Below are 15,803 nucleotides of genomic sequence, written 5' to 3' on the forward strand. Positions count from 1 at the left end.
ACTCGCGCATGGTTTTCGAACCGCCGCAGCGTCTGGTGAGGGCGCTCGGTGAGACGGCGCCCGAGGGTGACGACTGGCTGGAGAGGCTGCCGGAGTTGGCGCGCGAGGCCGTCGCACGGCGCGAGTTGACCGTGGAGCGGGTGCAGGTGCCGGGCGGGCGCAGCAGCCTGGTGGTGCTGGTGCGCACGGCCGGCGGGCAGCCCGCCGTGCTGAAGCTGGCGCCGCGCAGGGCCCGTCCGGAGAGCGAGCGGGCGGCACTGGTCCGCTGGGGCGGGCTGGGCGCGGTCCAGTTGCTGGAGGATCCCTCCCCGCCGGCCGGGAACGGGGGTGTGCTGCTGCTGGAGCGGCTGCGTCCGGACGTGTCGGTGCGCACGCTGCCGGAGGCGAAGGCGTTGCTGGAGGCGGCGGGAACGCTGCGCCGGCTCTGGGTGGACCCGCCCGGGGAGCACGGCTTCGAGACGGTCGCCGAGCGGACGGGGCGGCAGGCGCGGGCGATGCGGGCGAGCGCGGTGGCCGACCCGGAGGTGGCACCGCTGGTGGACGCGGCGCTGACGGCGCGGGAGGAGTTGCTGGCCGATCCGCCCGAGCACCGGCTGCTGCACGGGACGTTCCGGCAGAGCAAGGTGCTGGCCGGGGAGCGGACGCCGTGGCTGGCGGTGGGCCCCGACCCGGTGGTCGGCGAGCACGCCTTCGACCTGGCCCGGCTGGTCCGCGACCGCGTGGAGGACCTGATCGCCCAGCCGTCGGGCGCGACGACGACGCGCCGTCGGGTGAAGCGGCTCGCGGAGTCCCTGGACGTCGACCGTGAGCGGCTGCGCGGCTGGACACTGTTCCGCGCGGTGGAGTCGGGCGTGCGGGCGCGGCGGGTGCGGCGGGAGCGGGATGCGGAGTTGTTGCTGGAGTTCGCCGCCTGGCTGTGAGAACCGGTACCGCGAGTGGCCCTGCGGTTCGCGGCAGGGCCGGCGGGGCGTCGGTGCGGGCCGGAAGGCGTCGGTGCGGGCCGGGGGGAACGTCGGCGCGGCCCTGCGCCTTCGGGGTGCCTCCCCCTGAGGGGGCACCCCCGGCGCTCACCCGTGCCGCCCCAGCGGCACGACTGCCCGCGGGTGGGGGCGGCTGGGGCGGCTGGGGCGGCTGCCCGCGGCTTTGTGGGCTGCGGGCCGCGGCGTGCGTCGGGGATCAGGCAGTGAGGCGGGCCACTGCTTCTTCGACGGTGAGTTCCTCGCGTTCGCCGGTGCGGCGGTCCTTGAGCTCGACGATGCCCTCGGCGGCGCGGCGACCGGCGACCAGGATCCGCGGGACGCCGATCAGCTCGGAGTCGGTGAACTTCACGCCCGGGGAGACGCCCGCCCGGTCGTCGACCAGGACGCGGACGCCGGCGGCGGACAGCTTCTCGGAGACGGCGAGCGCGAGTTCCGTCTGGAGCGCCTTGCCGGCGGCGACCACGTGCACGTCGGCCGGGGCGACCTCCGCCGGCCAGCACAGGCCCTTGTCGTCGGCGGTCTGCTCGGCGAGCGCCGCCACCGCGCGGGAGACGCCGACGCCGTAGGAGCCCATGGTCACGCGGACCGGCTTGCCGTGCCGGCCGAGGACGTCGAGCTTGAGGGCGTCGGCGTACTTGCGGCCCAGCTGGAAGATGTGGCCGATCTCGATCGCGCGGTCCAGGCGCAGACCCGTGCCGCACTTGGGGCAGGGGTCGCCCTCCTGCACCACCACGACGTCCACGTACGCGTCGACCTCGAAGTCGCGCCCGGCGACCACGTTCTTCGCGTGCGTGTCGGCCTTGTTGGCGCCGGTGATCCAGGCGGTGCCGGGCGCGACCCGCGGGTCGGCGACGTAGGTCACCTTGTCCAGGCCCTGCGGGCCGACGTAGCCGCGCACCAGGTCGGGGCGGGCGGCGAAGTCCGCCTCGGTGACGAGTTCCACCGCGGCCGGGGCGAAGTGCGCCTCGACCTTGCCCAGGTCGACCTCACGGTCACCCGGCACGCCCACGGCGACGATCTCGCCGTCGACCTTGACCAGCAGGTTCTTCAGCGTGGCGGAGGCCGGCACGCCGAGCGACGCGGCGAGGGTCTCGATGGTCGGGGTGTCGGGGGTGGGGATGTCCTCGGCGGCCGGGACCCCGGAGCCGTCGACGGGCTGTAGGTCGTAGGCGATCGCCTCGGTGTTGGCGGCGAAGTCGCAGTTCGGGCAGTCGGCGAAGGTGTCCTCGCCGGCCTCGGCGGGGGCGAGGAACTCCTCGGACTTGGAGCCGCCCATGGCGCCCGCGGTGGCCGCGACGATGCGGTGGTCGAGGCCGAGGCGCTCGAAGATCTTCTGGTAGGCGGCGCGGTGCAGCGCGTACGACCGGGCGAGGCCCTCGTCGTCCAGGTCGAAGGAGTAGGAGTCCTTCATGAGGAACTCGCGGCCGCGCAGGATGCCGGCGCGGGGACGGGCCTCGTCGCGGAACTTGGTCTGGATCTGGTAGAGCATCACCGGCAGGTCCTTGTAGGAGGACGCCTGGTCCTTCACCATCAGGGTGAAGATCTCCTCGTGGGTGGGGCCGAGGAGGTAGTCGCCGCCCTTGCGGTCCTGGAGGCGGAACAGCTCGGCGCCGTACTCGTCCCAGCGGCCGGTGGCCTCGTAGGGCTCGCGCGGCAGCAGGGCGGGGAGCAGGACCTCCTGGGCGCCGATGGCGTCCATCTCCTCGCGGACGATCCGCTCGACGTTGGCGAGGACCTTCTTGCCGAGGGGCAGCCACGTCCAGATGCCGGCGGCGGTGCGGCGCACGTAGCCCGCGCGGACCAGCAGCTTGTGGCTGAGGACCTCGGCGTCCGCCGGGTCGTCGCGCAGCGTCTTCGCCATCAACTGGGACATGCGCTGGACCGGTGCGTTCGCCATGGTTCTCGTACTCCTGCTGCGTCTCGGTGGATGACAGGGAGGTTAGCCGGGCGGGAGGCGGCGGCGGAAATCCATTGTCCGCCGTCCGCTACCCGCGCGGCAGTGGCAGCGGGGCGCCCATGACGGCGTACGGCCTGGCGGCGCTGGGGAAGTGGACCTGCCGGGCCAGGTCCTGGTAGCCGAGGGAGCGGTAGAGGTGGCGGGCCGGGCTCTCGGTGTCGATGGCGGAGAGGATTGAGCGGGGCTGTTCGGCGCCGTCGGTGATCGTGGTGATCAGGGCCCGCCCGATGCCGTGTTTCTGGTAGCGGGGGTGGACGTGGAGCTCGGTGATGACGAAGGAGTCGTCGAGCCAGTCGCCGTGGCCGCGGGCGCGCAGGTAGGGCTCGACGACCGTGGACCACCAGTGGGTGCGGTCGTTGGGCATGCCGTAGACGAAGCCGACGAGGCGGCCCTCGACCGTGGCGCCGAAGGCCCTGGCGCCGGGGAAGGTCATGTGGCGCAGCACGATCTGCCGGCGGACGGCCACCTCGTCGGGGCCGAGTCCGAAGGCCACCGCCTGCACCGCCAGCGCCTCGTCGACGTGACCGGGCAGGTCGAGGGGGCCGATCACGATGTCGTCGGGCTCGGGGCGGTCGTGACCGGGAAAGCGCAGCATGCCGGGGAGACTACAGGGGCGCGCCGGTCAGAACAGCACGCTCATGAAGGCTCCGACCTCCTGGAAGCCGACCTTCTCGTACGTCCGGCGGGCGGGGGTGTTGAAGTCGTTGACGTAGAGGCTGGCCACGGGGGCGACGTCGGCGAGGGCGTAGCGCAGGACGGCCGCCATGCCCGGGGCGGCGACGCCGTTGCCCCGGTGCTCGGGGGCGACCCACACGCCCTGGATCTGGCAGGCGCGGTCGGTCGCGGCGCCGATCTCGGCCTTGAAGACGACCTTGCCGTCGGTGTCGAAGCGGGCGAAGGAGCGGCCGGCGCCGACGAGTTCGGCGACCCGGGCCTGGTAGAGCAGGCCCCCGTCGCCGGCCAGCGGGGAGATGCCGACCTCCTCGGTGAACATCGCCACGCACGCCGGCATGATCGTCTCCAGCTCGTCCTTGCGGACGCGGCGGACGCGGGGGTCCGGGGCGACGGTGCGGGGCATGCGGTCGGTGACCATGAGGGGCTGGTGGGCGCGGACCTCGCGGGCCGGGCCCCACTGGGGTTCGAGCAGCCGCCACAGTTCGGCGGTGGGGCCGGCCGGGCCGACGACGGAGGAGCAGCGGCGTCCGGCGCGGCGGGCCCGGTCGGCGAAGGCGCGCACGGCGCGGGGGGTGGCGCAGATGGGCACCAGGTTCGCGCCGGCGTAGCAGAGGGAGGTCAGGACGCCTCCTTCGTACCAGCCCCACATCTCACCGCCCAGCCGCCAGGGGTCCAGGCCGGCGATCCGGACCCGGGCCGTCACGAAGGCGTTCGCGACCGGCTCACGGTCCAGTACGGCGAGGGCTGCGTCCAGGTCGCTCGGCTCGAGGACCCGTGAAGTGGTGTGCGTCAACAAAAGCGGGGGCCTCACACAAAGGGGTCTGCCTGATTTCCGCACTGTACCCGCGGAAGCCGGGCAGCGCCGCCCCGGTCCGGCCCGGGACCGGGGCGCTCCCGGGCACCGGAGCGGGCGGTCCGCCCCGGCCTGCGCCCGGACGGGGCGTCAGCCGGCGACCGAGACCTCGGGCTCGCCGGAGGCCACGCCGTCCTTCTCCATCTGTTCGGCGATCTTCATCGCCTCCTCGATCAGCGTCTCCACGATCTTCGACTCGGGGACGGTCTTGATGACCTCGCCCTTCACGAAGATCTGTCCCTTGCCGTTGCCGGAGGCGACGCCGAGGTCGGCCTCGCGGGCTTCACCGGGGCCGTTGACGACGCAGCCCATGACGGCGACGCGGAGTGGGACGTCCATGCCGGTGAGGCCGGCGGTGACCTCCTCGGCGAGCTTGTACACGTCGACCTGGGCGCGGCCGCAGGACGGGCAGGAGACGATCTCCAGTCCGCGCTGCCGCAGGTTCAGGGACTCCAGGATCTGGATGCCGACCTTGATCTCCTCGACCGGCGGGGCGGACAGCGAGACGCGGATGGTGTCGCCGATGCCCTGGGAGAGCAGCGCGCCGAAGGCGACGGCCGACTTGATGGTGCCCTGGAAGGCGGGGCCGGCCTCGGTCACGCCGAGGTGCAGCGGGTAGTCGCACTGGGCGGCGAGCTGGCGGTAGGCCTCGACCATGACGACCGGGTCGTTGTGCTTGACGGAGATCTTGATGTCCCGGAAGTCGTGCTCCTCGAACAGGGACGCCTCCCACAGCGCGGACTCGGCCAGTGCCTCGGGGGTCGCCTTGCCGTACTTCTGGAGCAGGCGCCGGTCCAGCGAGCCGGCGTTGACGCCGATGCGGATCGGGGTGCCGTGGTCCCTGGCGGCCTTGGCGATCTCCTTGACCTGGTCGTCGAACTTCTTGATGTTGCCCGGGTTGACGCGCACGGCGGCGCAGCCGGCCTCGATCGCGGCGAAGACGTACTTCGGCTGGAAGTGGATGTCGGCGATGACCGGGATCTGCGACTTCTTCGCGATCACCGGGAGGGCGTCGGCGTCGTCCTGGGTGGGACAGGCGACCCGGACGATCTGGCAGCCGGACGCGGTGAGCTCGGCGATCTGCTGGAGGGTCGCGCCGATGTCGGACGTGCGCGTGGTCGTCATCGACTGCACGGACACGGGGGCGTCCCCGCCGACCGCGACGGACCCGACCTGGATCTGCCGGCTCTTGCGGCGTTCGGCCAGCCTGGTCGGAACGGACGGCATGCCGAGAGAAATCGCGGTCATCTGCTGTGCAACCCCAAGTCGTGGATCAAGCTCCGGCTCCCCGTGAGCAGCGGGCCCCGGGCTCCGAGATTACGGCACCGGCCGACGCACGGACACACCGCGCCGGTAAACCCGCCCAAAGGGCGACGGCCCGGAACGAAAGGGTTCCGGGCCGTCGTGAACGGCGGGTGACGGGGTGGGGGTCAGGAGATGCGTACCGGGTTCACCACGTCCGCGATCAGTACGAGGAGGGTGAAGCAGACGAAGATCCCGGCCACGACGTAGGCGACCGGCATCAGTTTCGCCACGTCGAACGGTCCCGGGTCGGGGCGGCGCAGCAGTCTGGCGAGGTTGCGGCGCAGCGACTCCCACAGCGCGCCCGCGATGTGTCCGCCGTCGAGCGGCAGCAGCGGGAGCATGTTGAACAGGAACAGGGAGAGGTTGAAGCCCGCGAGCAGCATGACGAACATGGCCATCTGCTGGGAGGCGGGGATCTCCAGGGTGGCGATCTCGCCGCCGACGCGGGCTGCGCCGACGACGCCCATCGGGGAGTCGGGTTCGCGCGGCCCGTCGCCGAAGGCGGCGTCCCACAGGGCGGGGATCTTGGACGGCAGCGCGGCGAGGGAGTCCACGGCGTCGCCGACCCGGTCGGTCATCCAGACCACGGAGTCCCCGAGGTCCTGCTTGACGACGCCGGTGGCCGCGCTGAAGCCGAGGAAGCCGGCCTTGACGTACTCGCCCTCCACGTAGGCGCCGTTGCCGTCCTTCTTGGCGACCAGGTTGGTGGCGATCTTCGCCTGGAGGGTGACCTCCCGGCCGTCGCGGTCGACGACGATCGGCACGCTCCTGCCGGCGCTGTCCCGGATGAGGTCGGACAGGGTGGCCCAGTCGTCGGTGCGGACACCGGCGAAGGCGACGATCCTGTCGCCGGCCTTCATGCCGGCCGCCTCGGCCGGGGACTCGGGGTCGGACTTCCTGCACTCGTCGCGGTTCTCGCTCTGCGAGATGACGCAGGGGGAGACGGAGCTGACGGTGGTGGTCTGCTGCTGGATGCCGAAGCCCATCAGCACGGTGAGGAACAGCACGACCGCGAGGATCAGGTTCATGAACGGGCCCGCGAACATCACGACGACCCGTTTCCACGGCTTGCGCGTGTAGAACAGGCGCTTCTCGTCGCCGGGCCGCAGTTCCTCGAAGGCGGCGGAGCGGGCGTCCTCGATCATGCCGCGCCACGGTGAGGTGGAGCGGGCCTCCACCCGGCCGTCGGGGCCGGGCGGGAACATGCCGATCATGCGGATGTATCCGCCGAGGGGGATCGCCTTGACGCCGTACTCGGTCTCGCCCCGGTGCCGGGACCACAGGGTCGGGCCGAAGCCGACCATGTACTGGGGCACGCGGATGCCGAACATCTTGGCCGTGGACAGGTGCCCGAGTTCGTGCCAGGCGATGGAGAACAGCAGGCCGACCGCGAAGACGACTATGCCGAGGATGAACATCACGATCGTCATGCACGCGCCTCCGCGCTCGCCGTCCGGACTGTCAGTTCCCGGGCCCTGGCCCGGGCCCAGGTCTCCGCTTCGAGGACGTCCGACACGGTCAGGGAGGTTCCCCTCGCCGGGGTGCCGTGTTCCTCGACGACCCGGGTGACGGTCTCCATGATCCCGAGATACGGCAGCGCGCCGGAGCGGAACGCCTCGACGCACTCCTCGTTCGCCGCATTGAACACCGCCGGGGCCGTCCCCGCGAGCTCGCCGACGTGCCGGGCGAGGTTCACCGAGGGGAACGCCTCGTTGTCGAGGGGGAAGAACTCCCAGGTGGACGCCTTGCTCCAGTCGAAGACCGGGGCGGCGCCGGGGACCCTTTCGGGCCAGCCGAGGCCGATGGCGATGGGCCCGCGCATGTCGGGGGGCGTCGCCTGGGCCAGTGTCGATCCGTCCGTGAACTCAACCATCGAGTGGACATACGACTGCGGGTGCACGACGACCTCAATGCGGTCGAAGGGAATGTCGTACAGCAGGTGCGCCTCGATGACCTCCAGGCCCTTGTTGACGAGGGTCGCGGAGTTGATCGTGATGACCGGGCCCATGGCCCAGGTGGGGTGGGCGAGGGCGTCCTCGACGGTGACGCCCGCCAGCTGCTCCCTGGTGCGGCCGCGGAAGGGGCCGCCGGAGGCGGTGACGACGAGCTTCTCGACGTCGGCGCGGGTGCCGGCGGCGAGCGCCTGGAAGAGGGCGGCGTGTTCGGAGTCGACCGGGATGATCTGTCCGGGCTCGGCCAGCTCCTTGACCAGCGGGCCGCCGACGATGAGCGACTCCTTGTTGGCGAGCGCGAGGGTGCGGCCCGCCTTCAGGGCGGCGAGGGTCGGGGCGAGGCCGATGGAGCCGGTGATGCCGTTGAGGACGGTGTGGCAGTCGGAGGCGGCGAGCTGGGTGGCCGCGTCCGGACCGGCCAGGATCTCGGGCAGCCGCTCCCCCGTGCCGTACTGCGCGGACAGCGCCTCGCGCAGCGCCGGTACGACGTCCTCGCGGGCGACGGCGACCGTGCGCACCCGCAGCAGGCGGGCCTGCTCGGCGAGGAGGGCGACCCGGCCGCCGTTGGCGGACAGGCCGGTGACCCGGAAGCGGTCGGGGTTGCGCAGCACGAGGTCGATGGCCTGGGTGCCGATCGACCCGGTGGAGCCGAGGATCACCACGTCCTTCGGGCCGTCTCCCACCACGGGGTCGTACACCAGGTGCGGATCGGCGAGGGGGGCTGGAGCGTCGGTCATGGCCCCCATTGTGTCGGGTCCCGCCCGCCGCCGGGGCCCCGCCCCGGCAGCCGGGGCGGGGCTCGTGTGCCGTGCCGGGGACCGGGGGTCCCCCGGCCGGGCAGGGGACCCGGTCGTCCGGATGCCGCCCTGCCCGGAGGACCCGGTCGTCCGGGCAGTCGCCCTGCCCCCGGGGGGCTCCTGCGGCCTGACGGGGTGCCGCCGGGCGCGGTGGGGGCCGTGCGGCTCAGCGGATCGGCCGGTGCACGTTCTCCCGCTCGGACGGGCCCGGGGTGGCGTCGGCGATCCAGGGTCCGTCGTCGGAGGGGTCGATGACCCCCTGTTCGAGCCATGCGTAGGTGCCGGAGAGCACGCCCTTGACGACCTTGCGGTCGAGGTCGTCGGTGTTGGACCACAGCCGGCCGAAGAGTTCCTCGACGCGGATGCGGGCCTGGTGGCAGAAGGCGTCGGCGAGCTGGTAGGCCTCCCGGCCGTTCTCGCCGCGGCCGCGCAGCAGCTCCGCGCGGACGCAGGCGGCGCTCATCGCGAACAGTTCCGCGCCGATGTCGACGATCCGGCCGAGGAAGCCCTGCTTGGTCTCCATCTTCCCCTGCCAGCGGGACATCGCGTAGAAGGTGGAGCGGGCCAGCTTGCGGGAGGTGCGCTCGACGTAGCGCAGGTGCGCGGACAGGTCGACGCCGTGCTTGAACTCGCCGTAGGAGGTGGGGAGCTGCCCCGGCCCGGCGACGAGTTTCGGCAGCCACTTGGCGTAGAAGAGGCCCGCCCCCGCGCCCGCCCTCGCCTTGTCGCCGAGGGACTTCTCCGGGTCGATCAGGTCGCCGGCGACCGACAGGTGGGCGTCGACGGCCTCACGGGCGATCAGCAGGTGCATGATCTCGGTGGAGCCCTCGAAGATGCGGTTGATGCGCAGGTCGCGCAGCATCTGCTCGGCGGGGACGGCGCGTTCTCCGCGGGCGCGCAGCGACTCGGCGGTCTCGAAGCCGCGTCCGCCGCGGATCTGGACCAGTTCGTCGGCCATCAGGCAGGCCATCTCCGAGCCGTACAGCTTGGCGAGGGCGGCCTCGATGCGGATGTCGTTGCGGTCCTCGTCTGCCATCTGCGAGGAGAGGTCGACCACGGCCTCCAGGGCGAAGGTGGTGGCCGCGATGAACGCGATCTTGGAGCCGACGGCCTCGTGCAGCGCCACCGGCTTGCCCCACTGCTCGCGGGCGGCCGACCACTCGCGGGCGATCTTCAGACACCACTTGCCGGAGCCGACGCACATGGCGGGCAGCGACAGCCGTCCGGTGTTGAGGGTGGTGAGCGCGATCTTCAGGCCCTGGCCCTCCTCGCCGATGCGCTGGGAGGCCGGGACCCGCACCCGGTGGAAGCGGGTGACGCCGTTCTCGAGTCCGCGCAGGCCCATGAAGGCGTTGCGGTTCTCGACGGTGACGCCCTCGGAGGCGGCTTCCACGACGAACGCGGTGATGCCGCCCCGGTGGCCGTCGGACCTGGGCACGCGCGCCATGACGACGAGGAGGTCGGCCACCACGCCGTTGGTGGTCCACAGCTTCACGCCGTCGAGGACGTAGTCGTCGCCCTCGGGGACGGCGGTGGTGGCGAGGCGGGCCGGGTCGGAGCCGACGTCCGGCTCGGTGAGCAGGAACGCCGAGATGTCGGTGCGGGCGCAGCGCGGGAGGAACGTCTCCTTCTGCTCGCGCGTGCCGAAGATCTTCAGCGGTTGCGGGACGCCGATCGACTGGTGGGCGGAGAGCAGCGCGCCGATCGCCGGGCTGGCGGAGCCGACCAGGGCGAGGGCCTTGTTGTAGTACACCTGGGTGAGGCCGAGGCCGCCGTACTTGGTGTCGATCTTCATGCCGAGGGCGCCGAGCTCCTTGAGTCCGGTGATCACCTCGTCCGGGATGCGGGCGTCGCGTTCGATCGTGGCGCCGTCGATCTTCGTCTCGCAGAAGTCGCGGAGCTTGGCGAGGAACTCCTCGCCGCGCTGGACGTCGTCGTCGGCGGGCAGGGGGTGGGGGTGGATCAGGTCGAGCCGGAAGCGGCCGAGGAACAGTTCCTTGGCGAAGCTGGGCTTGCGCCAGTCCTGCTCGCGGGCGGCCTCCGCGACCTCGCGGGCCTCCCGTTCGGTGACCGTGGGCCGGGACGGGGACTCGGGTACTGCGGACATGAGGCTCACCTCGCCGCGAAGTGGGTGGAGTCGTTCGTTACTGACTGGTGCTACCCGATCGTATGTACCCGATTCGTAGCGACGCCACCACCCTTCGTGCGGCCGTTCGGCCGATGCGTCCCCTCGGGGCGGGCGCCGTCAGGGGGCGGGCGCCGGCAGGGCGAGCCGGCCGTCGCGGACCTCGGCGATCCGGTCGGCGGCGGTGAGCAGGCCGCGGTCGTGGGTGACCAGGACGGTGGCGGTGGCGCGCCGGTGGGTGAGCCGGACGAGGAGGTCCACGACGGCGGCGCCGCGCTCGTGGTCGAGGGCGCTGGTGGGTTCGTCGGCCAGCAGGAGGGCGGGGTCGTTCATCAGGGCACGGGCGATGTTCACCCGTTGGCGCTGGCCGCCGGAGAGCTGGTGGGGGCGGTGGCCGGCCCGGTCGGCGAGACCGACGGCGTCGAGCAGCTCCATCGCCCGGCCGCGGGCCCCGCGCGGCCGGCGTCCGTCGATCGCGGCCATGACCTGGAGCTGTTCGGCGGCGGTGAGGGAGGGCAGCAGGCTGGGCTGCTGGAAGACGATGCCGACGGCGCGGCGGCGCAGGTCGGTGAGGTCGCCGCGGCCGAGGCCGGCGGTCGGGGTGCCGTCGACGGTGACGGTGCCGGAGTCGGGGGTGACGAGGGTGGCGGCGACGGCGAGCAGGCTGGACTTGCCGGAGCCGGAGGGGCCGACGACGGCGGTGACGGTGCCGCGGGGGACGTGCAGGGTGACCCGGTCGAGGGCGGTCAGCCGGGTGTCGCCGTCGGAGTAGGTGAGGGTGACGTCGGTCAGTTCCAGGCTCATCGGGTGCTCCCCAGGGCGGTCAGCGGGTCGACGGTGGTGATGCGGCGGACGGACAGGGCGGCGCCGAGCGCGCCGAGGACGACCGTCACGGCGGCGGGGACCAGCACGGTCGCGGGGGTGAGGGCGAAGGGCACGTCGGAGCGGGAGAGGGCGGCGCCGGTCGCGGCGGCGAGGGCGGTGCCGGCCAGGGTTCCGCCGGTCAGCAGCACCAGGGCCTGGCCGAGGGCGTCCGCCAGGAGTCGTCGGGTGGGCGCGCCGAGCGCCTTCAGCACGGCGATGTCGGCGCCGCGCTGGATGGTCCAGACGGTGAAGAAGGCGCCGACGACCAGGGCGGAGATGGCGAACAGGAAGCCGCGCATCAGCTGCAGGGAGCCGTTCTCGGAGGCGTAGGAGCCGATCGCGGACAGGGACGCGTCCTTGGTGACGGTCCGGGTGCCGGCGGCGCGGTCGGCGGCCGGGAGGTCGGCGCCCGGGCCGGTGTCCAGGGCGATGACGGTGGCGGTGGGTCCGCCGTCGCGGCCGGCGGCGGGCGGGGCGACGGTGTTCCAGGTGCGCAGGGAGGTCCAGACGACGGGGGTGTGGCTGAAGGAGGCCCGCCCGCGTGCGGCGGCGACGGTGAGGTCCCGGCCTGCGAGGGTGACGGGGTCGCCCGCGCCGACGCCGAGCGCCTCGGCCGCGGTGGTCGACAGGACCACCGTGCCGTCCTCGATCCGGGTGCCGCCGGGGGCCAGCGGGGAGCCCGGCAGGACGCCGAAGACGGAGACGCCGGTGGTGCGCGCACCGGCGGCCGCCCGGGTGGTGGTGATGCCGAGCGGCTCCGCGCGCGTGACCCCGGGGGTGTCCGCCCACCGCCGCCACTGCGGCTCGGTGACGGTGGAGTCGGCGTAGGAGAGGTCCTGGCCGCCGGCGGGGGCGGCGAACGCGATGCGGTCGGCCGCCAGTCCGGTCACGGCGGAGACGTTCTCCCGGGCCAACCCGGCGGTCAGGCCGGAGAGCAGGCCGACCAGCAGGGTGATCAGGACGACGACGGCGCCCATCAGGGCGAACCGCCCCCTGGCGAACGTGAGGTCCCTCCAGCCGACGAACATGTCCTGGCCTGCCCCTTCGATCGGTGGAAACGGTGTACTCCCACCGTCGCGTCCGGCCCGGCCCGGGGGCATCGCGCCCAGGAGGGGAGTTTGCGAATCAAAGGGTCGGTGCCGGTCTCCACCTTTTGATCGATGCCCGGTATGCGCTGTTCTCCGTAGGCTGGGGTCGATGGACAGCCTCACTCCGACGACCCGGGCCCTGGCCCGGTCCCTGCACCTGCTCGTGGCGGGCCTGCTGGCCCTGGCCGCCGTGCGGGCGGTGCCGGGGGACGTGGCGCACCCGGGTGCCGTGATCGGCGCGTGCGCCGCCGTGGCGGGGGTCTACGCGGCCGGGCCGCTCACCCCGGCCGTGTCCGCCTCGCGCCGCGCCGCCCGGTGGTGGCTGGCGGCGCTGGGCGCGGGCTGGCTGGTGCTGCTGGCGCTGACCCCGGACGGGGTGTGGCTGGCGTTCCCGCTGTACTTCCTCCAGCTGCACCTGTTGTCCCGGCGCGGCGGGCTGCTCGCGGTCGTGGCGACCGCCCTCGCCGCGATCACCGCGTTCGCCGCGCACCGGGGGGTGTTCTCCCCCGCCGTGGCCATCGGGCCGGCGCTCGGGGCGGCCGTCGCCGTCGCGGTGGTGTGGGGGTACCAGGCCCTGTACCGGGAGAGCGAGCGGCGCCGCCGGCTGATCGAGGAGCTCACCGCCGCCCGTGCCGACCTGGCGGCCGCGCAGCACACCGCGGGCGTGCTGGCCGAGCGTGAGCGGCTGGCGCGGGAGATCCACGACACCCTGGCCCAGGGGCTGTCCAGCATCCAGTTGCTGCTGCGCGCCGCCGAGCGGGCCCTGCCCGACCGGCCCGCGGCGGCCGCCTCCCACGTCGTACGGGCCAGGGAGACGGCCGTGGGCAACCTCGCCGAGGCCCGGCGGTTCGTCGCCGCCCTCACTCCGCCCGCCCTGGAGGGCACCACCCTGGCGGGCGCCCTGGAGCGGTTGTGCGCCACCACCAGCGCGCAGCACCCCGTCGCCGTGCGCTTCCGTCTCGCGGGCACCCCCCGCGCCCTGTCCACCGCCGTCGAGGTGGCCCTGCTGCGCATCGCCCAGTCGGCCGTGTCCAACACCGTCCGGCACGCCCGGGCCACCACCGGCGAGGTCACCCTGAGCCACCTCGACGACGGGGTGCGGCTCGACGTGGTCGACGACGGCGCCGGGTTCGACCCCGGTGGGCTGCCGGCTCCGGACCCGGCCGCCGGCGGCTTCGGCATCGCGGCGATGCGGGCCCGGACGCGTGCCCTGCACGGCACCCTGGTCCTGGAGTCGTCCCCCGGCGGCGGCACCGCGCTGTCGGCGCGCTTCCCCCTGGACGCCGCGCGGCGGCGCTCCGACGCACCCGACGAGAACGAGGTCTAGGTGGACGATCCGCCCCTCCGCATCCTGATCGCCGACGACCACCCGGTGGTCCGGGCCGGGCTGCGCGCGGTCCTGGAGACCGAGCCGGACTTCGTCATCGTGGCCGAGGCCGCCACCGCCGAGGAGGCGGTGGAGCTCGCCGGGTCCGGCGCGGCCGACGTCGTGCTCATGGACCTGCGGTTCGGCGGCGGCATGAACGGGTCGCAGGCGACCGCCGCCATCACCGCCCGCCCCGGGGCGCCCCGCGTGCTGGTGGTCACCACCTACGACACCGACGCCGACACCCTCCCGGCGATCGAGGCCGGAGCCACCGGTTATCTCCTCAAGGACGCGCCGCCCGAGGAGCTGGCCGCGGCCGTGCGCACCGCGGCGGCCGGACGCACCGCGCTCGCGCCCGCGGTCGCCGACCGGCTGATGAACCGGCTGCGCGCCCCGCACACCGTGCTGACCAGGCGTGAGACGGAGGTGCTCGCCCTGGTCGCCGAAGGGCTGTCCAACCAGGGCATCGGCGAGCGGCTGCACCTCACCCGGGCCACCGTGAAGTCCCACCTGGCGCACGTCTACGCCAAACTCGGGGTCGACTCGCGCACCGCGGCGGTCGCCGCGGCCCTGGGGCTCGGCATCATCCGCCGCTGAGGGACAATTCTCCCGCGGGGTGTCCCGGGGCACCGGCGGTCAGCAGTGCACTGAAAGAACACTGTCGAAGCGCTTCGACAGCCTCTGGACACCCGTTGTGTCGTGCGGCTACTGTCGAGCCACCCTCACCCGCCCCGGTACGTCCGGCCCTTCTGTCGAAGCGCTTCACACACCTTGGAGTACGTGGATGGTCACCCTCGCCGAGGTCGCCCAGCACGCCGGAGTCTCCGCGAGCACGGTGAGCTACGTCCTCAGCGGCAAGCGGTCCATCTCCGCCACCACGCGCCAGCGGGTCGAGCGGAGCATCCGCGAGCTCGGCTACCACCCGAACGCCGGGGCCCGCGCCCTGGCCAGCAGCAGGTCCAACATCATCGCCCTGATGGTGCCGCTGCGCACGGACATGTACGTGCCGGTCATGATGGAGATCGCCATCGCGGTGGCCACCACCGCCCGCACCCACGGGTACGACGTCCTGCTGCTGACCGGCGAGGAGGGCCCGGACGCGGTGCGCCGGGTCGCGGGCAGCGGGCTCGCCGACGGCATGATCCTCATGGACGTCGAACTGGACGACGAGCGGCTGCCGCTGCTGCGCGGGGCGCGGCAGCCGGCGGTGCTGATCGGTCTGCCCGCCGACACCGAGGGCCTGACCTGCGTCGACCTCGACTTCAAGGCCACCGGCGCGCTGTGCGTGGAGCACCTGGCCGAGCGCGGGCACCGGGACGTGGCCGTCATCGGCGAGGCCCCGGCGGTCTACGAGCGGCACACCGGCTTCGCCGAGCGCACCCTGGACGGGCTGCGCGGCCGGGCGCGGGAACTGGGGCTGCGGCTGCTGCATCGCCCGTGCGAGGGCGGGTACGACGCGATGGCGGTGACGCTCGCCCGGATCCTCGACGAGCGTCCCGGCACCACGGGCTTCGTCGTGCAGAACGAGTCGGCGGTCGAACCGCTGCTCGCCCTGCTGCGCCAGCAGGGCCGGGCCGTGCCCGAGGACGTCTCCGTGGTGGCGGTCTGCCCGGAGCAGGTCGCCGTGCAGGCGTCGGTGCGGCTGACGTCGGTGGCCATCCCCGCCCAGGAGATGGGCCGGCACGCGGTGGAGCAGCTGGTCGCCAAGCTCGGCGGCCGCGGCGGCGACGAGGTCGTGCTGCTCGCGCCGGAGCTGACGGTGCGCGCCAGCTCCGGCCCGGCACCCCTGCCGTAGGAGCCGCCCGCGCGGAGGGCCGGCGCGGGCGGCTCGGGGCCCTCGC

13 protein-coding genes are annotated in these 15,803 nt (G+C 73.4%); 4 read left to right on the forward strand and 9 right to left on the reverse strand.

Annotation, left to right across the window (positions count from 1 at the left end; all coding sequences use genetic code 11):
* Positions 1–8 precede the first annotated feature (8 nt).
* The gene (locus IE118_RS20635; RefSeq protein WP_189559462.1) at positions 9–920 is read left to right on the forward strand and encodes an aminoglycoside phosphotransferase family protein; all 912 of its coding nucleotides are present in this window, start codon (positions 9–11) and stop codon (positions 918–920) included.
* Positions 921–1,176: 256 nt separating this feature from the next.
* On the opposite strand, the gene IE118_RS20640 is transcribed toward IE118_RS20635, so the two are convergent.
* The 9 genes from IE118_RS20640 to IE118_RS20680 all read right to left on the reverse strand — a co-directional run bounded on the left by IE118_RS20640 (position 1,177) and on the right by IE118_RS20680 (position 12,536).
* Positions 1,177–2,877, reverse strand: a complete 1,701-nt coding sequence (locus IE118_RS20640) for a proline--tRNA ligase (protein ID WP_189559463.1) — start codon at positions 2,875–2,877, stop codon at positions 1,177–1,179.
* Between the two features lie 88 nt (positions 2,878–2,965).
* On the reverse strand, positions 2,966–3,532 hold the full coding sequence (locus IE118_RS20645; protein WP_189559464.1) for a GNAT family N-acetyltransferase: 567 nt from the start codon (positions 3,530–3,532) through the stop codon (positions 2,966–2,968).
* 27 nt (positions 3,533–3,559) lie between these two features.
* The gene (locus tag IE118_RS20650) at positions 3,560–4,408 is read right to left on the reverse strand and encodes a GNAT family N-acetyltransferase (RefSeq protein WP_189559465.1); all 849 of its coding nucleotides are present in this window, start codon (positions 4,406–4,408) and stop codon (positions 3,560–3,562) included.
* 147 nt (positions 4,409–4,555) lie between these two features.
* Positions 4,556–5,713, reverse strand: coding sequence for a flavodoxin-dependent (E)-4-hydroxy-3-methylbut-2-enyl-diphosphate synthase (gene ispG / locus IE118_RS20655; RefSeq protein ID WP_189559466.1), 1,158 nt, complete (start codon positions 5,711–5,713; stop codon positions 4,556–4,558).
* A gap of 182 nt (positions 5,714–5,895) precedes the next feature.
* On the reverse strand, positions 5,896–7,200 hold the full coding sequence (locus tag IE118_RS20660; protein ID WP_506412130.1) for a M50 family metallopeptidase: 1,305 nt from the start codon (positions 7,198–7,200) through the stop codon (positions 5,896–5,898).
* Positions 7,197–8,459: a 1-deoxy-D-xylulose-5-phosphate reductoisomerase gene (gene dxr, locus IE118_RS20665; RefSeq protein WP_189559467.1), complete on the reverse strand. Its 1,263-nt coding sequence runs from the start codon at positions 8,457–8,459 to the stop codon at positions 7,197–7,199. Before dxr ends, IE118_RS20660 begins: the two co-directional genes overlap by 4 nt.
* A gap of 226 nt (positions 8,460–8,685) precedes the next feature.
* Positions 8,686–10,626 carry an acyl-CoA dehydrogenase family protein gene (locus IE118_RS20670; protein WP_189559468.1) on the reverse strand — a complete coding sequence of 647 codons (1,941 nt, stop codon included), beginning with the start codon at positions 10,624–10,626 and terminating at the stop codon, positions 8,686–8,688.
* Positions 10,627–10,764: 138 nt separating this feature from the next.
* Positions 10,765–11,448, reverse strand: a complete 684-nt coding sequence (locus IE118_RS20675) for an ABC transporter ATP-binding protein (protein ID WP_189559469.1) — start codon at positions 11,446–11,448, stop codon at positions 10,765–10,767.
* Positions 11,445–12,536, reverse strand: a complete 1,092-nt coding sequence (locus IE118_RS20680; protein WP_189559470.1) for an ABC transporter permease — start codon at positions 12,534–12,536, stop codon at positions 11,445–11,447. Before IE118_RS20680 ends, IE118_RS20675 begins: the two co-directional genes overlap by 4 nt.
* A gap of 169 nt (positions 12,537–12,705) precedes the next feature.
* Between IE118_RS20680 and IE118_RS20685 the strand changes: the two genes are divergently transcribed.
* The 3 genes from IE118_RS20685 to IE118_RS20695 all read left to right on the forward strand — a co-directional run bounded on the left by IE118_RS20685 (position 12,706) and on the right by IE118_RS20695 (position 15,757).
* A complete protein-coding gene (locus IE118_RS20685) occupies positions 12,706–13,923 on the forward strand; it encodes a sensor histidine kinase (protein ID WP_189559471.1) in 1,218 nt (405 codons plus the stop codon).
* A complete protein-coding gene (locus tag IE118_RS20690) occupies positions 13,924–14,559 on the forward strand; it encodes a response regulator (RefSeq protein WP_189559472.1) in 636 nt (211 codons plus the stop codon).
* A 187-nt stretch (positions 14,560–14,746) separates the two neighbouring features.
* A complete protein-coding gene (locus tag IE118_RS20695) occupies positions 14,747–15,757 on the forward strand; it encodes a LacI family DNA-binding transcriptional regulator (protein WP_189559473.1) in 1,011 nt (336 codons plus the stop codon).
* Positions 15,758–15,803 lie beyond the last annotated feature (46 nt).

It is taken from the genome of Streptomyces pilosus (genome assembly GCF_014649835.1).
GTDB lineage: Bacteria > Actinomycetota > Actinomycetes > Streptomycetales > Streptomycetaceae > Streptomyces > Streptomyces pilosus.